Below are 21,175 nucleotides of genomic sequence, written 5' to 3' on the forward strand. Positions count from 1 at the left end.
CCGTACGCTCGTCATGTGGTCGAACAGGTGCGCATACGCGGCGGGCGGCGGCGGGCGGCGGGTGCCGTCCTCGCCGCGCTGCTGTGCGCCGCCGGGTGCTCCGCCCCGGCCGACCGGGTGCCCGACAGCACCTCCCGGGACGTCCGCGCCACCCTGGACCGGCGCGCCGCCGCCGTGCTGGCCCACGACCCCGCCGCCTACGCCGCCGCCGTCGACCCGGACGCCACGGCGCTGCGCACCGCCCAGCGCCGGGAGATCGCCCGGCTGGCGGACGTGCCGCTCGGCTCCTGGGCCTACCGGCTGACCCACCTCACCCCGCACGGGGCGGACCGGGTCACCGCCGACGTCACGCTCGGCTACCGGATCGCGGGCTACGACAGCGCCCCCGTCTCCGTCGACCGGGTCGTGGACCTGGCCCGGGACCCGGCGGACGGCCGCTGGTACGTCACCGCGGACCGGGCCGCCGACGGCAGCGCCGGGCAGCTGTGGGAGCAGGGCGACATCGAGGTGGTGCACGGCAAGCACAGCCTGGTCCTGGGCGTCGGCCGCACCCGGGACGAGCTGGACGCCATCGCGGCGACGGCGGACGAGGCGGTGCCAGCGGTCTCCGCCGCCTGGCCGGAGCGGTGGGCGGGGCGCGTGGTGGTGCTGGTGCCGGACAGCGTGACGGAGATGGGCCGGCTGCTCGGGTCGCCCGCCTCGAACTACAAGGGCATAGCGGCCGTCACCACCGGCGAGACCGGCGGCACCGGGAAGGCCCCCGCCGACCGGGTGATCGTCAACCCGGAGGCGTATGCCCTGCTCGGCGGGTTCGGGCAGCGCGTCGTCCTCACCCACGAGACCGCCCATGTGGCCACCCGCAAGCGGACCTCGTCGGCCACCCCGACCTGGCTCTCCGAGGGCTTCGCGGACTGGGCGGCCTACCGGGACCAGGACCGCACCGCCGAGGAGATCGCCCCCGAGCTCGCCGACGCGGTCCGGGCCGGTGACGTGCCGGCCGGGCTGCCGGAGGACGAGGACTTCGCCTTCGCCGGGGAGGCGGACCGGCTGGCGCAGGCGTACGAGGGCGGCTGGCTGGCCTGCGAGCTCATCGCGGACCGCTGGGGCGAGGAGAAGCTGTTCGCCTTCTACCGGGCCGTCGGAGCCCACCACGGGCGCGACGGGGCGGTCGAGGACGCCCTGCACGAGGTCCTGGGCACCACCCCGCAGGACTTCACGGCGCGCTGGCGGGTGTATCTGCGCGACCGGCTCGGCTGAGCGCGGGCTCCGCCACCGCCTCCAGGACCTCCTCGCGGGCCGGAGTCCGTACCGTGTCCCGCCACAGCCGCACGGCCGCCAGCACACACGCGGCGACCAGCAGTCCGTTGCGCAGGAACATCAGCGTCAGGCCCTGCGCGTCGCTCGTCACCACATGGACGAAGCCGATCGGGAACTCCAGCTGCGTCACGCCCGTGGCCGCGACCACCAGCACGGCCGGCCACCCCATCCGGCTCTCCCGCAGCACCAGGCACACCGCCGCGAGACCGACCAGCCACAGCATGTACTGCGGGCTGATCACCCGGCTCGTCGTGGTGAACAGCAGCACCGCCGTGAACGCCGCGTCCGCCGGCGTACTCACCCCGAACGTCCGCGCCCGCAGCCGCCACACCAGCAGCCAGCCGAACGCGGCCACGCTCAGGCCCAGCGCCAGCGTGCTCACCAGCGGCACGTGCGGGCCCAGGAACTCCAGCGAGCCGTAGTGCAGCTCCACCCGGCCCTCCCAGCCGAACTGCCGCCACACATGGAAGACCAGCGCCCCCAGCGACTCGACCTCGGTGCCCCGGTCCCGCTGGAAGCCGAGGAACGCCAGCGCGCCCGGCGCCGCCGCCACGCACACCAGCAGCAGCCCGGCCGCCACGGCCGCCGCCGTCCCCCAGGCCAGCCGGGTCGCGCGCCCCCGGGCGGTCCCGGCCAGCAGCAGCGCCGGCCACACCTTCAGCAGCGCCCCGAAGGCGGCCAGCGCCCCCAGTACCCGGGGGTGCCGCAGCCCGGCCAGCAGCGCCGCCACCGCCACGGCCGTCACCATCACGTCGTACCGGGCGTACGCGGTCGTGCCGAGCAGCGGGACGCCCGCCACCCACACCCACACCCCGGCCGCCCGGCGGCCCGGACCGTCGCTCGCGCGCAGCAGCAGCCCCAGGACCAGCGCGTCGCACAGGAACGCCAGCACGAAGAAGGCCGTGGCGTAGTCCAGGAACGGCAGCAGGGCGGGGGAGAGGATCGCCAGGGCCGCCACCGGCGGGTACTGCCAGGTGACGTCGGACTGCGGGTAGCTGCCGGAGCGCAGCACCTCGGACCAGCCGTGGTAGATCACCGACACGTCGCTCGTCACGTCGAGCCCGGGCGGGGTGACCACCTTCGTCACCCAGAGCAGCAGCACCGCTCTGGTGAGCGCCCACACCACGAAGGCCGCCGGACGCGTGCCGCTGGAACCCGTCATGACCTGCCCTCACCCGTCCTGTACGCCGTACGAAACAGCCATGATGCCCGTACGGCCTGTGCGCGGGCCATCAGGCACGGCCGCCGGGGCCCGGTACTGTCGGCGGCGATGGACAAGACCTTGATCGTGACCAACGACTTCCCGCCCCGCCCGGGAGGCATCCAGGCCTTCCTGCACAACATGGCGCTGCGGCTCGACCCCGGCCGGGTCGTCGTCTACGCCTCCACCTGGAAGCGCGGGGCCGAGGGCGCGGCCGCCACCGCCGCCTTCGACGCCGAGCAGCCCTTCACCGTCGTCCGCGACCGTACGACGATGCTGCTGCCGACCCCGCGGGTGACCCGGCGCGCCACCGAGCTGCTGCGCGCGCACGGCTGCTCGTCCGTCTGGTTCGGCGCCGCCGCCCCGCTCGGCCTGATGGGCCCGGCGCTGCGCAAGGCGGGCGCCCGGCGGCTCGTCGCCACGACGCACGGCCACGAGGCGGCCTGGGCGCAGCTGCCCGCGTCCCGGCAGCTGCTGCGCCGGATCGGCGAGGGCACCGACACGCTGACCTACCTCGGCGAGTACACCCGCTCCCGGATCGCCGCCGCGCTGAGCCCGGCCGCCGCCGCCCGCATGGTGCAGCTGCCCCCCGGGGTCGACGAGAAGACGTTCCGGCCGGACTCCGGCGGCGACGAGGTCCGGGCCCGGCTCGGGCTCACCGAACGGCCCGTCGTGGTCTGCGTGTCCCGGCTGGTGCCCCGCAAGGGCCAGGACACCCTGATCCTCGCGATGCCCGCGATCCTGGCCGCCCAGCCGGACGCGGTCCTGCTGATCGTGGGCGGCGGGCCCTTCGAGGACGACCTGCGGAGGCTCGCCGCGCGCACCGGGGTCGCGGACTCCGTGCGGTTCACCGGCCCGGTGCCCTGGTCGGAGCTGCCCGCGCACTACGGGGCCGGGGACGTCTTCGCGATGCCCTGCCGGACCCGGCGCGGCGGCCTCGACGTGGAGGGCCTGGGCATCGTCTACCTGGAGGCGTCCGCGACCGGGCTGCCGGTGGTGGCCGGCGACTCCGGCGGCGCCCCGGACGCGGTGCTGGACGGCGAGACCGGCTGGGTGGTGCGCGGCGGCGAACCCGGTGAGGCGGCGGAGCGGATCACCGCGCTGCTGGGCGACGCGGAGCTGCGGCGGCGCATGGGGGAGCGGGGCCGGGCCTGGGTCGAGGAGAAGTGGCGCTGGGACCTGCTCGCGGACCGGCTGCGCGAACTGCTCTGACACGACGACAAGGGGGCCCGCACCGATGTGGTGCGGGCCCCCTCGTCGTCGTACGTCTCACGAGCGGTAGATCGACTCCACCTCGTCCGCGAAGTCCTTCGCCACCACGTTCCGCTTCAGCTTCAGCGAGGGCGTGATGTGGCCCGCCTCCTCGGTGAACTGGGCGCCCAGGATGCGGAACTTGCGGACCGACTCGGCCTTGGAGACCGCCGCGTTGCCGTCGTCCACCGCGCGCTGCACCTCGGCGATCAGCTCCGGGTCGTCGCGCAGCGACAGCGCGGTCGATCCCGCGGGCTTGCCGTGCTCCTCGGCCCAGCGGCCCAGGAACTCCTCGTCCAGCGTCACCAGCGCGCCCACGAAGGGCCGCCCGTCGCCGACCACCATGCACTCCGCCACCAGGGCGTGGCCCCGGATGCGGTCCTCGATGACGGCGGGAGCGACGTTCTTGCCGCCGGCCGTGACGATGATCTCCTTCTTGCGGCCGGTGATCGCGAGGTAGCCGTCCTCGTCCAGCGTGCCGATGTCCCCGGTGTGGAACCAGCCGTCCGCCAGCGCCTCGGCCGTCGCCGCCTCGTTGTTCCAGTAGCCGGAGAACAGGTGCTCGCCGTGGAGCAGCACCTCGCCGTCGTCCGCGATGCGCACCACGGAACCGGGGAGCGGCTGGCCGACCGTGCCGATCTTCTGCCGGTCCCACGGGTTGAAGGCGGTGGCCGCGCAGGACTCGGTCAGGCCGTAGCCCTCCAGGACGGTGAAGCCGATGCCCCGGTAGAAGTGGCCGAGCCGCTCGCCGAGCGGGGCGCCGCCGGAGATCGCGTGCTCGCCGCGCCCGCCGAGCACCGCGCGCAGCTTGCCGTAGACCAGGCGGTCGAAGACCTTGTGCCGGAACTTCAGGCCCATCGAGGGGCCCTGCGGGGTGCCCAGCGCGCGGCTGTAGGCGATGGCCGTGTCGGCGGCCTTGTCGAAGATCTTGCCCTTGCCGTCGGCCTGCGCCTTGGCGCGCGCCGCGTTGTAGACCTTCTCGAAGACGCGCGGCACACCGAGGATCAGCGTCGGGCGGAACGCGGCCAGCTCGTCGGTGAGGTTCTTGATGTCCGGGACGCAGCCGAGCTTGATCGGCGCCATCACCGAGGCGACCTCCACCAGCCGTCCGAAGACGTGGGCGGCGGGCAGGAAGAGCAGCACCGAGCACTCGCCGGTACGGAAGAGGGGCTTCAGGCGCTCCACCACGTTGCCGCACTCCGCGAAGAAGCTGCGGTGGGTCAGCACGCAGCCCTTCGGGCGGCCCGTGGTGCCCGAGGTGTAGACGATGGTGGCCGGGTCGTCGGCGCGGGCCGCCGCGCTGCGCAGGTCCACGGTCTCCTCGGAGACCGCTTCGCCCTCGGCCCGGAGCGTGTCGACGGCGCCCTTCTCGATCTGCCAGACGTGGCGCAGCCCGGGGAGCCGGTCGCGCACGGAGGCGACGGCGGCGGCGTGGACGTCGCTCTCGACCAGGACCGCGACGGCCCCCGAGTCACCGAGGATCCACTGCACCTGCTCGGGCGAGCTGGTCTCGTACACCGGCACGGTGACCGCGCCCGCGCTCCAGATCGCGAAGTCGAGCAGCACCCACTCGTAGCGGGTGCGCGACATCAGGGCCACCCGGTCGCCGGGCTCGACGCCCGCCGCGATCAGGCCTTTGGCGGCCGACCGGACCTCGGCCAGGAACTGCGTGGCGGTGACGTCCGTCCAGACGCCCGCCACTTTGCGGCTCATCACCGCGACATCGGGATGCTGAGCGGCATTGCGGCGGATGAGATCCGTCAGGTTGCCGTCCGAGGGGACCTCGTACAGGGCCGGAAGGCTGAACTCGCGCAAGACTGCTGCTCCTCATCGGGCTCCGGTGCCACGGCTCTGTGTGACGCACCGGCGCGGTCCAAGATGGCGGGTGCTCAGTGGGGTGAGCACGACTGGACTGCCCGGACGTTACCCACCAGTACTCGGTTCCGGATAGGGGGTCCCGGCCAGATGTCTTATGCGTCACACATATCGGGACGTCCTTTCGCGCACAGTAGTCCACCCATCCACACACCAGGAAGTAACCGCAGGTCCGGGGCCTCTGCACAGGCCCTAGGCTGTTTTCATGCGAGCAGGAGCGAACACCCGCGTCCATGTGGTCAGCGACGTGCACGGCAACACCGAGGCGCTGGCCCGCGCCGGGGACGGTGCCGACGCCCTGATCTGCCTCGGTGACCTGGTCCTCTTCCTCGACTACGCGGACCACTCGCGCGGCATCTTCCCCGACCTCTTCGGCGTCGAGAACGCCGACCGGATCGTCGCCCTGCGCACCGCCCGCCGCTACGAGGAGGCCCGCGACTTCGGCCGCCAGCTGTGGCAGGGCATGGACCGCAACGCCGCGATCACCGAAGCGGTGCGCCGGCAGTACGCCGAGATGTTCGCCGCGCTGCCCACCCCGACGTACGCCACCTACGGCAACGTCGACATCCCCGCCCTGTGGCCCGAGTACGCCGCCCCCGGCACCACCGTCCTGGACGGCGAGCGCGTCGAGATCGGCGGCCGTGTCTTCGGCTTCGTCGGCGGCGGCCTGCGGACGCCGATGCGCACCCCGTACGAGATCGACGACGAGGAGTACGCCGCGAAGATCGAGGCGGTCGGCGAGGTCGACGTGCTCTGCACCCACATCCCGCCCGAGGTGCCGGAGCTGGTCTACGACACCGTGGCGCGCCGCTTCGAGCGCGGCAGCCGGGCCCTGCTCGACGCCATCCGCCGCACCCGCCCCCGCTACTCCCTCTTCGGCCACGTCCACCAGCCGCTGGCCCGCCGGATGCGGATCGGGGCCACCGAGTGCGTGAACGTCGGCCACTTCGCCTCCACCGGCCGGCCCTGGGCACTGGAGTGGTGAACCGCCCCACCCTGGGACGGGCCGCCGGGCGCACGCGATAGCCTTCTGGCGGCAGGCTTCTGCCGACGGACCGGTACACCGCACTGGAGGGCCACAGCGATGGCTGAACACACCAGCTCGAGCATCACGATCGAGGCGGCGCCGGCCGACGTCATGGGTGTGATCGCCGACTTCGAGCGCTACCCGGAGTGGACCGGCGAGGTCAAGGAGGCCGAGGTCCTCGGCACCGACGAGCACGGCCGCGCCGAGAAGGTCCGCCTCGTCCTGGACGCCGGTGCGATCAAGGACGACCACACCCTCGCCTACACCTGGATCGGCGACTACGAGGTCAGCTGGACCCTGGTCAAGTCCCAGATGCTCCGCGCCATCGACGGCTCCTACGCGCTCGCCCCCCTCGGCGACGGCGACCGCACCGAGGTCACCTACCGGCTGACCGTCGACGTCAAGATCCCCATGCTCGGCATGATCAAGCGCAAGGCGGAGAAGGTCATCATCGACCGCGCCCTCGCCGGTCTGAAGAAGCGCGTCGAGTCCGTCCCGAAGGGCTGAGCGCGTGCGTACGGTCCTGGTCACCGGACCCGGCGGAGCAGGCCGTACGACCGTCGCGGCGGCCACCGCGCTCGCCGCAGCCCGCGACGGCGCCCGCACCCTGCTGATCTCCGCCGACCCGATACCCGGCTTCCCCGACGCCACCGCCCCCACCCCGGTCACCGCCGGGCTGCGGTCCGTCCGGATCGACTCCGCCGCCCACTTTCGCGGCGAACTCCTCGCTCTCCAGGAGCAGTTGTCTTCCGTCCTCGAACTGCTCGGCGGCAACCCGCTGGACGGCGAGGAGCTGACCGAACTCCCCGGCAGCGGCGAACTCGCCCTGCTCCACGCCCTGCGCCGGGCCGCCCACGGCGACTGGTCCGCCGAGGCGTACGACCTCCTCGTGGTGGACCTCCCGCCCCTGCGCGACGCGCTGCGCCTGCTCGCCCTCCCCGAACAGCTGCGCCGCTATCTGCGCCGGCTGCTGCCCCAGGAGCGCCAGGCCGCCCGCGCCCTGCGCCCGATGCTCGCCCAGCTGGCCGGGGTGCCCATGCCCGCCCAGTGGCTGTACGAGGCCGCCGCCCGGCACGACGGCGAACTGGCCCAGGTCCAGGCGCTGATCGAGGACCGGGCCACCACCCTCCGGCTCGTCGCCGAGCCGGGCCCGGCCGCCGACGAGGCCCTGCGCACCGCCCGCACCGGCCTCGCCCTGCACGGGCTGCGCGCCGAGGCGCCGGTCGCCAACCGGCTGCTGCCCGGCCACTCCCCGGACCCGTTCTTCGCCGCGCTCGCCGCCCAGCAGGAGAAGTCCCTCGGCCACTGGGCGGACGAGGGCGCGGCCCCGGTCCGGATCGCCCACCTCGGCCGCGACCCGCAGGGCCCCGACGACCTCCTGGCCCTGGCCGTCGCGGACGGCGCGGATGGTGAGGGCAACGCGCTCGCCGTGCCCGGCACCGGCGAGGAGCCCGGCCGGGCCCCGGACCCCTGGTGGACCGAGGAGGCCGGCGGGCCGGACGGCGACGGGATACTCGTCTGGTGCCTGCGGCTCCCCGGCGCCGTCAAGAAGGACCTCCAGCTCGTCCGGCGCGGCGGCGAACTCCTCCTGACCGTCGGCCCGTTCCACCGCATCGTCCCCCTGGAACCCGCCCTGCGCCGCTGCACCGTCTCCGGCGCGGCCCTCACCGACGGCGTGCTCCGGGTCCGCTTCACGCCCGATCCCGCGCTCTGGCCCCGGACGAGCTGAACGGCGTACCGGCGTTCGGGTACCGTCGAAGGTACGTGTCCGGTATGCCGGGCCGCCGGCCACGATGCCCCCAGGAGTCCGCCATGAGCGAAGCCACCGATCGCCCCGCCGACGACAACGCCTGGGCCGACGCGTGCGCCGAGGACCTCGCCGCCGAGCAGGCCCGCCGTCGCGCCGCCTACGGCCCGCCGCCCGGCTCCGCCGCCGAGGAGCTGCGCAAGCTGATGGACGCGGTGTCCGACAAGCTCGGCTCTTTCCAGGCGCCGCTTCTCGGACTGGCCGCGCAGGGTGCCGTGCAGCAGGTCATCCAGCAGGCGAAGGCGGCCGTGGAGCCCGTGATCGAGCGCAATCCGGACGTTTTCGACCACATCGCGGCGGCCGGTAACGAACTGCTCGCCGCCTACCGCTCTGCGGTCCAGGGCCAGGAAGGCCGCTGGACCCGGGGGGCGGGGGACCCCGCGGGCACCGAAAAGAAGGCGGAAGGCCCCGAAGGCCCCCGCGACGAGGGGTCCGGCGCAGGCGAACACATCGACCTCGACTGACCGGCGCCGGAGAGGACGGGGCCCGGCCTCGGGTACGGTTGCCTCAGCGGGGCTCGACCGGAACTGAGGGATTCATGGGACTCACCATCGGCGTCGATATCGGCGGCACGAAGATCGCAGCTGGAGTGGTCGACGAAGAGGGCCACATCCTCTCGACCTTCAAGGTGCCGACCCCGCCGACGGCCGAAGCCATCGTGGACGCCATCGCGGCGGCGGTCTCCGGCGCGAGCGCCGGGCACCAGGTCGACGCCGTCGGCATCGGCGCGGCCGGATACGTGGACGACAAGCGGGCCACCGTGCTGTTCGCGCCCAACATCAACTGGCGCCACGAACCGCTCAAGGACAAGGTCGAGCAGCGCGTCGGCCTCCCCGTCGTCGTGGAGAACGACGCCAACGCCGCCGCCTGGGGCGAATACCGCTTCGGTGCCGGCCAGGGCCACGACGACGTCATCTGCATCACGCTCGGCACCGGCCTCGGCGGCGGCATCATCATCGGCAACAAGCTGCGCCGCGGACGCTTCGGCGTGGCCGCCGAGTTCGGCCACATCCGGGTCGTCCCGGACGGTCTGCTCTGCGGCTGCGGCAGCCAGGGCTGCTGGGAGCAGTACGCCTCCGGCCGCGCCCTCGTGCGCTACGCGAAGCAGCGCGCCAACGCCACCCCGGAGAACGCCACGATCCTGCTGGCGCTCGGCGACGGCACGGTCGAGGGCATCGAGGGCAAGCACATCAGCGAGGCGGCCCGCCAGGGCTGCCCGGTGGCCATCGACTCGTTCCGCGAGCTGGCCCGCTGGGCCGGTGCCGGACTCGCCGACCTGGCCTCGCTGTTCGACCCGTCGGCCTTCATCGTCGGCGGCGGCGTCTCGGACGAGGGCGAGCTCGTCCTCGACCCGATCCGCAAGTCGTTCCGGCGCTGGCTGATCGGCGGCGAATGGCGCCCGCACGCGCAGGTGCTCGCCGCCCAACTCGGCGGCAAGGCAGGACTCGTGGGAGCGGCGGACCTGGCCCGCCAGGGCTGATCCACCCGCGCATCCAAAACGCCGGACGCCCGTCGCGCCCCCTGGGGGAGCGGCGGGCGTCCGCCGTATCGTGAGGGCATGGCCACGATGTCGCTGCCCGATTCGTGCACCGAGCCGGACGGCTCGGCCGTCATCCGCGTGCTCAGCTACAACATCCGCTCGATGCGCGACGACTGCGGCGCCCTCGCCCGGGTCATCCGCGCCTGCGCCCCCGATCTGGTCCTCGTCCAGGAGGCGCCGCGCTTCGTCCGCTGGCGCAAGTACGCCGCCCGGCTCGCCGCCGCCACCGACCTGGTGATCCTGGGCGGGGGCGCCACCGCCGCCGGGCCGCTGCTGCTGTGCTCGCTGCGCGCCACGGTCGAGCGCACCGAGGACATCCTGCTGCCGCGCACCCCGGGCCAGCACCGACGGGGTTTCGCCACCGCAGTGGTCCGGTTCGCGGGCGCCCGGGTCGGGGTGGTCAGCTGCCACCTGAGCCTTCAGCGGCAGGAGCGGCTGGCCCAGGCGCAGCGGCTGACGGAGACCGTGGACGCGCTGGGCGCGGCGCACGCCGTCGTCGCCGGCGACCTCAACGACGTACCGAGCGGGCGGGCCTTCCGGCGGCTGGCCGGGCGCTACCAGGACTGCTGGGAGACCAAGCCGCAGGGCGGCGAGTACACCTTCCCGGCGCACGAGCCGCGCCGCCGGATCGACGCCGTCTTCGCCACCGGCGGCATCGAGGTCCTCGGCTGCGGGGTCCCGGACGGACTGCCCGGGGTGCGCGAGGCCGACCTCAGGGCCGCGACCGACCACCGCCCGGTGCTGGCCGCGCTGAGGGTGCCCGCCGACAGGGCCTAGACCACCGCGCCCCGGCCCGGGTCGTCGTCGCCGTCCTCGTCGGAGTCCATTCGCGCCACCAGCGTCACGAAGCCGCCCAGGAAGCCGCCGACGCAGACCGTCGTCAGCCACCAGGTCATCTCCCAGGACAGCAGCACCGCGAGCAGCATCAGCACCGGCCCGCCGACCACCGCGAGCCAGGCGAACTTCGCCGTGACGTCGGCCTCCGGCAGCGGCGGCGGCTCCGGCGGCACGAAGTGCCCCTCGTCGTCGTCCCCGCCGCCCTTGACGGGCGCGTCCGGGTCGGCCGGCTCGTAGTCGCGCGGGCCCACGCCCGGCGCGAAGACCACCGAACCACCGAGCGGCCTGTCCTCGTCCGGCTTCGGCTTGGGCGGCCGCTTGCCGAGCCCCTTGTCCGAGGCCGGGGCGGTCAGCGGACCGTCGTCCGGCAGCGCCAGGTCCTCGATCGACCGGAAGGGCCGCGCGCCCGGCGGGTCCGGCGGCTCCTCCCCGTAACCCTCCACGATGGCCCGCCAGACGGCGTCCTCGTCCAGCGGTCCGTCCCCCGCACCGGCCACCGGGGCGCCGGTGTCGTCGGCGACGGCCGCCCCCTCCGCGGGAAGCGGCTCCCGCTCCTCCTCGCTGCCCGCGCGCTCCGCGTCATACTCAGCCACTGGACGTACCCCCCTCCTGATCCTTCTCGCTCGGAGCGAGGCGGCCGATGAACGCAAGGCTCTCGTCGAAGATCCGCTTCGCATCATGGTCCAACGTCGCCACGTGGTAGCTCTGTTCCAGCAGGATCTCCCGGACGTCCGTCGAGGAGACGCGGCTCAGGATGCGGGCCGAGTCGGCGGGCGGCACGACATGGTCCTGCGGGCTGTGCAGCAGCAGGAGCGGCTGGGTGACCTGGGGCAGCTCGCCGTCGACCAGCCGGAAGAACCGGCGCACCGAATGCGCCGCGTGCAGCGGCACCCGGTCGTAGCCCACCTCCGCGACGCCCTCCAGGGCGATGTCGCTGACCAGGCCCTTCGTCGTCGGCACCAGATGGCGGGCCACCGGCAGCGCGTGCGCCGCGAGGCCGTGCACCTTGTTGGCCGGATTGACGAGCACCAGACCGCTGACCGCGTCCCCGTGCTTCGCGGCCAGCCGCAGCGCCAGCGCACCGCCCATCGAGAGCCCGAAGACGAACACCCGCTCGCAGCGCTCCAGCAGCCCGCGGAGCTCCCGGTCCACCTCCGCGTACCAGTCCTGCCAGCCGGTCACCTGCATGTCCTGCCAGCGCGTGCCGTGCCCGGGGAGCAGCGGCAGCGAGACCGTGAAGCCCCGCTCGGCCAGATGGTCGGCCCAGGGGCGCAGCGACTGCGGGGAACCGGTGAATCCGTGACAGAGGAGGACGCCGACCTCTCCGCCCTCGTGGCGGAACGGCTCGGCTCCGGGAAGGACCGGCACCGGGGTCTCCAATTCATGAGGCTCGCGGGGGAGCGAGCGGGGAGCGGAAGGGGGGTTCGGAAGGATGTACGGGATACGCGAGGATTACTTCACCGTACGCGACCGGGCCGACACCGACCAGGGCCGTCACGGCCCGGGCCGCGTACGCCCTTCCGCGCCGGGCGGGAGGAAGGGGGACACGGCGGGTTAAGGTCTGTCGGACAGCACACAGGAGGCATCCGAGTTGATCTACGGCGCTATGAAGTTCTCCATCGGCGGGTCGCTGAAGCTCGCCTTCAGGCCGTGGGTGGAGGGCCTGGAGAACATCCCCGCGCGCGGGCCCGCGATCCTCGCCAGCAACCACCTGTCGTTCTCCGACTCCTTCTTCCTGCCGGCCGTCCTGGACCGGAAGGTGACCTTCATCGCGAAGGCCGAGTACTTCACCGCGCCCGGGGTGAAGGGCAAGCTCACCGCCGCGTTCTTCAAGGGCGTCGGCCAGCTCCCCGTCGACCGCTCCGGCGCGCGCGGCGCCGGTGAGGCGGCGATCCGGGCGGGCATCCAGGTGGTCGAGAGCGGCGGCCTCTTCGGCATCTACCCCGAGGGCACCCGGTCGCCCGACGGCCGCCTCTACCGGGGCAAGCCCGGCGGTCTCGCCCGCGTCGCGCTGGCCACCGGGGCGCCGGTCATCCCCGTCGCGATGATCGACACGGAGAAGATCCAGCCGCCCGGCCAGGTGATCCCCAAGCTGATGCGGCCCGGCATCCGTATCGGCAAGCCGCTCGACTTCAGCCGCTACCACGGCATGGACGGCGACCGCTTCATCCTGCGCTCGGTCACCGACGAGGTGATGTACGAGATCATGAAGCTCTCGGGCCAGGAGTACGTCGACATCTACGCGACCGCCGCCAAGCGGCAGATCGCCGACGAGGCCAAGCGCCGGTCCGAGGCCGCGAAGAAGACGGACGGCGACAGCGCCTGAGCGGCGCCGCGGTCCGCCAGGGGGACGGGGGAGAACAGCATGGTCAAACGCGTACGCGTGGTCCGGATGTCGGTGGAGCAGCCGCTGTGGCGCGCCCTGACGGCGTACCGCGTGCTGACGATGGTCTACGCGATCCTGCTCGCCGCCTTCGCCCGGCACGACTACGAGCGGCCCTGGATAGCGATCACCTTCCTGTCGCTGATGGGCGTCTGGACGCTCGCCACCCTGCCGAAGGTGGGCAGCGCCGCCGCCTGCACCAAGCGCTTCCTGGGTGCGGACCTGGCCATCGCCCTCATCGGGATCGTGGTCACCCCGCTCGCCGACCTCCAGGCGCAGCACGTCGACGGGCCGACCCTGCCGTCCATCTGGACCGCGGGTTCCGTGCTGGCCTTCGCGATCAAGGGCGGCTGGCGGTGGGCGGGCTTCGCCTCCAGCCTGGTCGCCGTCGCCAACCTCATCGAGCGCGGCGAGCCCAGCCGCGACACCCTGCACAACGTGATGCTGGTCTGGGTCGCCTCCATCGCCATCGGCTACGTGGTGGAGGTCGCCCGGGCCAGTGAGCGCACCCTCGCCCGCGCCCTGGAGATCGAGGCCGCCACCCGCGAACGCGAACGCCTCGCCCGGGACATCCACGACGGCGTGCTCCAGGTCCTCGCGATGGTCCAGCGGCGCGGCGCCGCGCTCGGCGGCGAGGCGGCGGAGCTCGGCCGGATGGCCGGGGAGCAGGAGGTCGCCCTGCGCACCCTGGTCTCCAGCGGCCTCGTGCCGCCCACCCGGCTCTCCGAGGACGCCTCCGAGGGCGCCGTCGTCCGGACCGTCGAGACGGACGACGGCGAACCGGGCGCCGGGGACGGCGGCGAGACCGACCTGCGCGCGCTGCTCGCCCCGCACGCCGGATCCCGGACCAGCTTCGCGGAGCCCGGCGCCCCGGTCATGCTGCCGTCCGCGGCGGCGGCGGAGCTGGCGGCCGCGGTCGGCGCCGCCCTGGACAATGTCCGGGTGCACGCGGGCGAGGCCGCCCAGGCGTGGATCCTGCTGGAGGACTGGCCGGACGAGGTCATCGTCACGGTCCGGGACGACGGGCCCGGCATCCCCGAGGGACGGCTCGCGCAGGCCGAGGGGGAGGGGCGGCTCGGGGTCGCCCTGTCGATCCGCGGCCGGCTGCGCGATCTGGGCGGTACGGCAGAGCTGATCTCGGTCCCCGGACAGGGCACCGAGGTCGAATTGAAGGTTCCTAAGGTTTCACGGGGGAAGGCGGGGTCGGTCCGATGAGCGCGACACACGAAGAGGGCACCGGGCAGCCGGCGATCAGGGTGATGGTGGTGGACGACCACCCGATGTGGCGCGACGCCGTGGCCCGCGACCTCGCCGAGGCCGGCTTCGACGTGGTGGCCACCGCGGGCGACGGTCCCCAGGCCGTCCGCCGGGCCGGGGCCGTCACCCCGGACGTCCTGGTCCTCGACCTCAATCTGCCCGGCATGCCCGGGGTGCAGGTCTGCAAGGAGCTCGTCGGCAGCCAGCCCGGGCTGCGGGTCCTCGTGCTCTCCGCCAGCGGCGAGCACGCCGACGTCCTGGAGGCGGTCAAGTCCGGCGCCACCGGCTATCTGATGAAGTCGGCGAGCACCCAGGAGCTGACCGAGGCCGTTCGCCGCACCGCCGCGGGCGACGCCGTCTTCACCCCGGGGCTGGCCGGTCTGGTCCTCGGCGAGTACCGCCGGCTGGCCTCGGAGCCCGCCCCGGCCGCTTCCGACGAGCCCAAGGCCCCGGAGCTGACCGACCGGGAGACCGAGGTGCTGCGGCTCGTGGCCAAGGGGCTCTCGTACAAGCAGATCGCGGAACGGCTCGTCATCTCGCACCGGACCGTGCAGAACCACGTCCAGAACACCCTGGGCAAGCTCCAGCTGCACAACCGGGTCGAGCTGGTGCGGTACGCCATAGAGCGCGGGCTCGACGACGCCTGAGCAGCGGGGCCGGGCGCCCCGCCGTATATTCGCGATGACCGGCCGTGCCCAGCACGCAGACAGGGGAGACGTCGTGGAGATCCTGGCCTTCGGAGTGCAGTCCGACGAGAAGCCGCTGATCGAGAAGGCGTTCGCCGGGAAGCACGAAGTCCGCTGCCTCGACGTCTTCCTGAACCGGGACACCGCCCCCATCGCGGCGGGCTACGAGGTCATCTCCACCAGCGTCAACGCCGACCTGGGCAGCGCGGTCCTGCAGACCCTCGCGGCCGGCGGCACCCAGATGATCGCCCAGCGCTCCACCGGCTTCAACAACATCGACCTGGACGTCGCCGAGCGCCTGGCGCTGCGCGTCGCCCGGGTCTCGTACTACTCGCCGTACTCGGTCGCGGAGTTCGCCTGGACCCTCGCCATGGCGGTCAACCGCCGGGTGATCCGGGCCGCGGGCCGCACCCGCGACTTCGACTTCCGGCTCGACGGGCTCCTCGGCCGCGACATGCACGGCCGCACGGTGGGCGTCATCGGCACCGGCAAGATCGGCGAGGCGTTCACCCGGATCGCCCACGGCTTCGGCATGAAGCTGCTCGGCTGGGACGTCGCCGAGAACCCGGCCTGCGTCGAGCTGGGCATGCGGTACGTCGACAAGGAGCGGCTGCTCGCCGAGTCCGACCTGGTCAGCCTGCACGTGCCGCTGCTCCCGTCGACGCACCACCTCATCGACAAGGACGCCCTCGCCCTGATGAAGGACGACGCGATCCTCGTCAACTCCAGCCGGGGCGGCCTCATCGACACCTCGGCCCTGGTCGGCGAGCTGCGCGCGGGCCGCTTCCTCGGCGTGGGGCTCGACGTGTACGAGGCGGAGGCCGGGCTGTTCTTCCTGGACAAGTCCCTGGAGGGCGTGGACGACGACACCCTGGCCCGGCTCGTGACCTTCCCGAACGTCATCGTCACCTCGCACCAGGCGTACTACACCGAGGACGCGGTCGGCCAGATCATCGACGCCACCGTCGAGAACGTCGGCGACTACCTGGCCGGCCGCCACAGCGAGAACGTCCTGGTCCCCGCCCGCCCCGGGACCTGACCCCGAGTCTCAGCCGCGCACCGGCAGCCCCGCCAGCAGCTCGGACACGATCGCCGCCCCGCGCAGCGTCAGCACCGACTCCGGGTGGAACTGCACCGAGGCGAACCCGGCCCCGCGCAGCGCGTGCAGCTCCCCGGACACCTCGTCCCGGCTCGCCTCGATGCCGTGCGCCGCCAGCTCCGCCGCCCCGGAGTCGTCGCAGCGCGCGGTGAAGCTGTTGTAGAAGCCGACCGTCTCGGGCCGCCCGAACAGGTCGATACGGGTCTGCGCCCCCTGGTACGGCACCGCCTTGCGGACGATCTCCAGGCCCAGTTCGGCCGCGATCAGCTCATGGCCGAGGCACACCCCGAGCAGCCCGTGCCGGTGGTCCCGGACCAGCTCGGCGGCCATCGCGCGCAGCAGCCGCATCTTCGGGTCGGCCGCGTCCGCCGGATTCCCCGGGCCGGGGCCGAGGACCACGGGCCCCTCGTGCGCCCGCACCGCGTCCCGCAGCCCCGGCTCGTCGTAGCGGCGCACGGTGACGTCGAGCCCCGAGGCGCGCAGCAGGTGCCCGAGCATCGCGGTGAACGTGTCCTCGCCGTCCACCACCAGGGCGTGGCCGGTGCGGTCGGCGGTGCGCTCCTGCATCCGCAGCCAGAACGGGGCGAGGCCGCTGCGCCGGGCGTCCAGCGCCTCCCGCACCCGGGGGTCGTCGGCCAGCCGGGGGCGCTCCCGCTCCGCCTCCGGGCGGGCCGGGCGGACGCCCAGGGCGGCGAGGACGCCGGCCGCCTTGGCGTGGGTCTCGGCGACCTCGCTCTCCGGGTCGGAGTGGCGGACCAGAGTGGCCCCGACCGGCACCCGCAGCGTGCCGTCCGCGTCGATGTCGGCGGTCCGGATGAGGATCGGCGAGTCCAGGGTCTGGGTGCCGTCGGGCTCCCGGCGCAGCAGGGCCAGCGCGCCCGCGTAGTAGCCGCGCCCGCCGTCCTCGTACCGCTCGATGACCCGGCAGGCGTTCTGCACGGGGGAACCGGTGACGGTCGCCGCGAACATGGTCTCCTTCAGTACCTCCCGTACGTCCAGCGAGGAGCGTCCGCGCAACTCGTACTCGGTGTGCGCGAGATGGGCCATCTCCTTGAGGCGCGGGCCGATCACCACGCCGCCCATGTCGCCGACGGTGCACATCATCTTCAGCTCCTCGTCCACCACCATGGAGAGCTCCTCGGTCTCCTTGCGGTCGCCGAGGAAGGCGAGCAGGCTCTCGGGGGTGGGCCCCTCGGCGGGGTAGCGGTAGGTGCCGCTGATCGGGTTCATCACGACGGTCCCGCCGGACATCCGCACGTGCACCTCGGGACTGGCGCCGACCAGCACGCGATCCCCGGTGTGCACGACGAACGTCCAGTACGCGCCCCGCTCGCCCGCCAGCAGCCGCCGGAACAGGGCCAGCGCGTCCGCCCGGTCGAAGCCGTCGATCCGGCCCCGGAACGTCCGCCGGATCACGAAGTTCGCGCCCTCGCCCCGGCCGATCTCGTCCTCGATCACCCGCCGCACGGTGTCGGCGTACTCCTCGTCACTGACGTCGAACTCCCCGTCGTCCACGCGGACTTCGTGCCGGGGGAGCGCGTCCAGCGCCTCGTCCAGGGGCATCGTGTACGTCTCGTCCGCGACCAGGACCGACAGCGGGGTGCCGTCGTCGCGTACGTCGAAACCGCGTTCCGCGATCTGCCGGAACGGCACGACCGCCAGGGACGGCAGGTCACCGACGGGAACGTCGGCGAGCCGGTCCGCCTCGTGCACCCGGCCGATCAGCACCTCGACGGTGTCGTGGTCGTGGCCGGGGGTGCGGCGGCGCAGCAGGGCGAACGGCGGGCAGTCGTCGCGCAGGAGTCGGTCGAAGCTCATGGGTCGGTTCCTTCCAGGGAATCAGCTGGGAGGAACGGCCCGTGGACACGGAAAAGGCCGCCCCTCGGGCGGCCTCTGCGTCAGTGTGTACGCGCGATCAGTGGGCCGCCGGATGAGCGGTCCACCACCAGTTACGGGTCGAGTGCGCGAACATGCCCCGTACCCTAGCCCACGCCGGACGGCGGCGGGGCCCTTTCCCACCCGGCCGGGTGGGAAAGGGCCCCGCGCGCACGAGACGTCCGGTCGGCTAGAACAGGGTGTCGTAGATCTGCCAGCCGTCCCCGACCTGCGACTTCGTCGCGAACGGGGCCGTCACCTTGCCGGTGGAGTGGTAGAACCAGAAGTCCCCGGCCGAGTCCACGCCGACCAGGTCGCCCCGGCCGTCACGGTCCAGGTCGCTCGGGCCGAGCAGCAGCTTGTACTTGCCCCAGCCCGAACCGATCTTGACCCGCGCGTCGTACGGCTTGGTGGCCGAGCCGGTGCCCGTGTAGATCCACAGCACCCCGGACTTGTCCCGGGCCACGAAGTCCGCCTTGCCGTCGCCGTTCAGGTCGCCGGTGGAGACGATCTGGTCGTAGATCTGCCAGCCGGTGCCGATCTTCGCCTTGGGGGCGAAGGGCTTCTCCGGGGTGCCCGTGCCCTTGTAGAAGTAGATGTCCCCGGCGGCGTTGCGCGCGATCATGTCGGCCTTGCCGTCACCGTCGAGGTCGCGCATGCCGTTGAGGCTGTTGTACTGGTTCCAGCCGCTGCCGACCTTGAGCCGGGCCATGTACGGCTTGTCCGGGTTGCCGCTGCCCCGGTAGTACCAGAGGACACCGTCCTTGTCGCGGGCCACGAAGTCGCCCGTACCGTCGGCGCGCAGCGCGGTCATCGCGGTCAGCGCCGTGTAGCTGCCCCAGCCGTAGCCCGCCTGGTAGCGGCGGTAGTACGGGGAGGAGGCGCTGCCGGTGCCCTGGTACTGCCAGATCTTGCCGGCGCTGTCGCGGCCGATCATGTTGTAGCGGTCGGTCGCGGAGACCGGCGCGACGCTCGTGGAGGTCTGGACGTCGCTCGCCTTCACCCACGCCTGGCGGTGGTTGTAGCGGATCGGCAGGTACGAGGTGGAACCGATGACGTCCGTCTGGGCCGAGCCGAACCAGTCGTCGCCCTTCACCTCGGCGCCGTTCAGCGCGTACCCCTGGCCCGCGGGCAGGGTGTACTTCGTCAGGTAGTCCGGGTTGTCGGTCGGGGCCTCCAGGCCCGCGGCCTCGTAGGCGGCGGTCTCCGGGTAGGCACGCCCGTAGATCCGGACCGTCACCCCGGCCTTCGCCTTCACCACGCGCGGGGCCGCCGCGAGCGGCACGGTGTACTGGCCGCCCGGGTTCTGGAACCACGCCTTCTTGCCGCCGTACCAGATCGCCGTCCAGTCACCCTTGGTCTCGGCGACGACATAGGTGTCGCCGGCGCGGACCTTGTTCGACCAGTTGGAGCCCTCGCTCCACAGCGCCGAGAAGTACGGGTCGCTGAGCGTGGTCGCGCTGGTGGACGCCGAGGTGTACAGGTAGCCGAAGTTCGCCGGCTGCTTGGTGACCGCCTTGGAACTCGCCGTCAGCTTCGGCTGGTTGGCCGTGGTGAACGGCGGCACCACGCGCACCAGCTGCCCCGCCTCGACCGGGCCGCCGGCGCCGCTCGCGCCCGTCGGGGCGCCCATCAGGCCCATGAAGTGGTTCCAGTCCCAGAACGGGCCCGGGTCCCAGTGGGCCCCCGCGAACTTGTCGTTCAGAGCAACGGGCACCGCGTCGTGGCCGATGATGTGCTCACGGTCCAGCGGGACGCCGTACTTGTCCGCCAGGAACTTCACCAGGGCGGCGGAGGACTCGTACTGCGGCTCCTGGTACCACTTGCCCTCCTTGATCGCGTAGCCCTCGTGCTCCACGCCGATGGAGTGCATGTTCAGGGTCCAGTTGCCCGCGTGCCACGCCAGGTCCTTGTTCTCGACCATCTGCGTGACCAGGCCGTCCGACGCGCGGATCAGGTAGTTCGCGCTGGCGGCCGAGCTCGGGCTGGTGAGCGTGGCGAGCGAGCTCGCGTAGTCGCCCTCGGTGTCGTGGATCACGATCTGCCGGATGTCGACGCCCTTGTCGGGGCGCGCGGCGGGCGTGTAGCCGCGCTGGCCCGTGCTCGACGTCTTGGCCTGCACGAAGTTGCAGTTCAGACCGGAGGGGCACTCCGGGGTGGGGGTCGCGGAGGTGCTCGCGAAGGACGCGGCCAGCGGCACGTTCGCCGGCTTGACCGGCTGGACCGACGGGTCGGCGGGCAGCGAGACCTGCTGGCCGTCCTGGGTGACCGCGCGCTCGCCCGTACGGATCGAGTCGAAGACGCGCTTCGCGAAGAGGTCGGCCCCCTTCTTGTCCGGGGACTGGCTGAACCGCGCCACCGCCGGATACCACTGCGAGGCGTCGTCCGACAGGGAGCCCTTCGCGTCGCGCTGGTACTCGGCGAGGAGGGCCGCGCCCGCGCGGATGCTGTCCTCGGTGTCGTCGCGTACCGAATCCGTGTCCGCGTCGATCAGGCCGGCCGCCTTGTCCAGCGTGTGCAGCCGGGGGTCGGAGGTGTCGACCGTCTTCTTCGGCAGATCGCGCAGCGCCTTCGCGGCGTCGAAGGTCTTCTCGATCTCCGGACGGCCGGACATGTTCATGTGCGCCAGACGTTCCTTGTCGTCCGGCTGCTCCACGTCATCGGGCGACACACTGGTCAGGCCCATGACGTTGAACCCGCCGCTCGTACTCGGCTCCCCGTCATGGCTCTCCCAGCGCGTCTGCCGGTACGAGACCGCCATCAGCACGCTCTGGGGCACGTCGAACTCACGGGCCGCGTCCTGGAACTGGGCCTGGAGCACGGCGGACGGCGAGGCAGGCTTGGCGTTCCCCGTGTCCGGGTCCTGCGAGGCCATGGCCAGCGTGCCGATCGTCGCGGTCGCGACCACGGCGGCGCCGGCGCCGATCAGCAGCCGTCTCTTCCTGAGGTCCCTACGGTGATTCCGCTTCAAGTCCCCACCCTCGATGTTTACTTGTCCAACGTTGTGCAACGCTGAAAGT

General features: G+C 72.9%; 19 protein-coding genes. 12 read left to right on the forward strand and 7 right to left on the reverse strand.

Going from position 1 to position 21,175, the window contains the following annotated elements:
- The first annotated feature begins 15 nt into the window (after positions 1–15).
- Entirely contained in the window at positions 16–1,257 is a 1,242-nt protein-coding gene (locus AMK18_RS24990; protein ID WP_073864576.1) for a hypothetical protein, read from the forward strand.
- Here AMK18_RS24990 and AMK18_RS24995 read toward each other — a convergent pair.
- Positions 1,214–2,479, reverse strand: a complete 1,266-nt coding sequence (locus AMK18_RS24995) for a glycosyltransferase family 87 protein (protein WP_073864577.1) — start codon at positions 2,477–2,479, stop codon at positions 1,214–1,216. The genes AMK18_RS24990 and AMK18_RS24995 overlap by 44 nt on opposite strands.
- A gap of 108 nt (positions 2,480–2,587) precedes the next feature.
- Here AMK18_RS24995 and AMK18_RS25000 point away from each other — a divergent pair, with 108 nt between their 5' ends.
- Positions 2,588–3,730, forward strand: coding sequence for a glycosyltransferase family 4 protein (locus tag AMK18_RS25000; protein ID WP_073864578.1), 1,143 nt, complete (start codon positions 2,588–2,590; stop codon positions 3,728–3,730).
- 57 nt (positions 3,731–3,787) lie between these two features.
- Here the strand turns inward: AMK18_RS25000 and AMK18_RS25005 are convergent, their stop codons facing one another.
- Entirely contained in the window at positions 3,788–5,584 is a 1,797-nt protein-coding gene (locus tag AMK18_RS25005; protein ID WP_073864579.1) for an AMP-dependent synthetase/ligase, read from the reverse strand.
- A 265-nt stretch (positions 5,585–5,849) separates the two neighbouring features.
- Here AMK18_RS25005 and AMK18_RS25010 point away from each other — a divergent pair, with 265 nt between their 5' ends.
- The 6 genes from AMK18_RS25010 (at position 5,850) to AMK18_RS25035 (ending at position 10,795) form a co-directional block, all read left to right on the forward strand.
- Positions 5,850–6,629 (forward strand): metallophosphoesterase family protein, encoded by a 780-nt coding sequence (locus tag AMK18_RS25010; protein WP_073864580.1) that lies wholly within the window; start codon positions 5,850–5,852, stop codon positions 6,627–6,629.
- A gap of 99 nt (positions 6,630–6,728) precedes the next feature.
- Positions 6,729–7,178: an SRPBCC family protein gene (locus AMK18_RS25015; RefSeq protein ID WP_018104407.1), complete on the forward strand. Its 450-nt coding sequence runs from the start codon at positions 6,729–6,731 to the stop codon at positions 7,176–7,178.
- A gap of 4 nt (positions 7,179–7,182) precedes the next feature.
- A complete protein-coding gene (locus tag AMK18_RS25020) occupies positions 7,183–8,400 on the forward strand; it encodes an ArsA family ATPase (RefSeq protein WP_073864581.1) in 1,218 nt (405 codons plus the stop codon).
- An 83-nt stretch (positions 8,401–8,483) separates the two neighbouring features.
- Positions 8,484–8,942 carry a DUF5304 domain-containing protein gene (locus tag AMK18_RS25025; RefSeq protein ID WP_018104409.1) on the forward strand — a complete coding sequence of 153 codons (459 nt, stop codon included), beginning with the start codon at positions 8,484–8,486 and terminating at the stop codon, positions 8,940–8,942.
- A gap of 74 nt (positions 8,943–9,016) precedes the next feature.
- Positions 9,017–9,958 carry an ROK family glucokinase gene (locus tag AMK18_RS25030; protein ID WP_018104410.1) on the forward strand — a complete coding sequence of 314 codons (942 nt, stop codon included), beginning with the start codon at positions 9,017–9,019 and terminating at the stop codon, positions 9,956–9,958.
- Between the two features lie 78 nt (positions 9,959–10,036).
- On the forward strand, positions 10,037–10,795 hold the full coding sequence (locus AMK18_RS25035; protein WP_073864582.1) for an endonuclease/exonuclease/phosphatase family protein: 759 nt from the start codon (positions 10,037–10,039) through the stop codon (positions 10,793–10,795).
- On the opposite strand, the gene AMK18_RS25040 is transcribed toward AMK18_RS25035, so the two are convergent.
- On the reverse strand, positions 10,792–11,448 hold the full coding sequence (locus AMK18_RS25040) for a hypothetical protein (RefSeq protein WP_073864583.1): 657 nt from the start codon (positions 11,446–11,448) through the stop codon (positions 10,792–10,794). The two genes, AMK18_RS25035 and AMK18_RS25040, sit on opposite strands and share 4 nt — an antisense overlap.
- Positions 11,441–12,223, reverse strand: a complete 783-nt coding sequence (locus tag AMK18_RS25045) for an alpha/beta hydrolase (protein ID WP_073864785.1) — start codon at positions 12,221–12,223, stop codon at positions 11,441–11,443. The genes AMK18_RS25040 and AMK18_RS25045 overlap by 8 nt, the downstream gene beginning before the upstream one ends.
- A 238-nt stretch (positions 12,224–12,461) precedes the next feature.
- Here AMK18_RS25045 and AMK18_RS25050 point away from each other — a divergent pair, with 238 nt between their 5' ends.
- From AMK18_RS25050 to AMK18_RS25065, 4 genes are all read left to right on the forward strand, one after another.
- Positions 12,462–13,181, forward strand: a complete 720-nt coding sequence (locus AMK18_RS25050) for a lysophospholipid acyltransferase family protein (protein ID WP_073864584.1) — start codon at positions 12,462–12,464, stop codon at positions 13,179–13,181.
- Between the two features lie 39 nt (positions 13,182–13,220).
- Positions 13,221–14,453 (forward strand): MacS family sensor histidine kinase, encoded by a 1,233-nt coding sequence (macS, locus tag AMK18_RS25055; protein ID WP_073864585.1) that lies wholly within the window; start codon positions 13,221–13,223, stop codon positions 14,451–14,453.
- Positions 14,450–15,142 carry a response regulator gene (locus AMK18_RS25060; RefSeq protein ID WP_018104416.1) on the forward strand — a complete coding sequence of 231 codons (693 nt, stop codon included), beginning with the start codon at positions 14,450–14,452 and terminating at the stop codon, positions 15,140–15,142. Before macS ends, AMK18_RS25060 begins: the two co-directional genes overlap by 4 nt.
- A 73-nt stretch (positions 15,143–15,215) precedes the next feature.
- Positions 15,216–16,220: a 2-hydroxyacid dehydrogenase gene (locus tag AMK18_RS25065; protein WP_073864586.1), complete on the forward strand. Its 1,005-nt coding sequence runs from the start codon at positions 15,216–15,218 to the stop codon at positions 16,218–16,220.
- Positions 16,221–16,229: 9 nt separating this feature from the next.
- On the opposite strand, the gene AMK18_RS25070 is transcribed toward AMK18_RS25065, so the two are convergent.
- The 3 genes from AMK18_RS25070 to AMK18_RS25080 form a co-directional block, all read right to left on the reverse strand.
- Entirely contained in the window at positions 16,230–18,098 is a 1,869-nt protein-coding gene (locus AMK18_RS25070) for an anthranilate synthase family protein (protein ID WP_073864587.1), read from the reverse strand.
- Positions 18,099–18,195: 97 nt separating this feature from the next.
- On the reverse strand, positions 18,196–18,252 hold the full coding sequence (locus AMK18_RS35705; RefSeq protein WP_073735655.1) for a trp operon leader peptide: 57 nt from the start codon (positions 18,250–18,252) through the stop codon (positions 18,196–18,198).
- 93 nt (positions 18,253–18,345) lie between these two features.
- Positions 18,346–21,126: an N-acetylmuramoyl-L-alanine amidase gene (locus tag AMK18_RS25080; RefSeq protein ID WP_241836641.1), complete on the reverse strand. Its 2,781-nt coding sequence runs from the start codon at positions 21,124–21,126 to the stop codon at positions 18,346–18,348.
- Positions 21,127–21,175: the final 49 nt, after the last annotated feature.

The sequence above is a fragment of the Streptomyces sp. CB01249 genome (assembly GCF_001905735.1).
Taxonomy (GTDB): domain Bacteria; phylum Actinomycetota; class Actinomycetes; order Streptomycetales; family Streptomycetaceae; genus Streptomyces.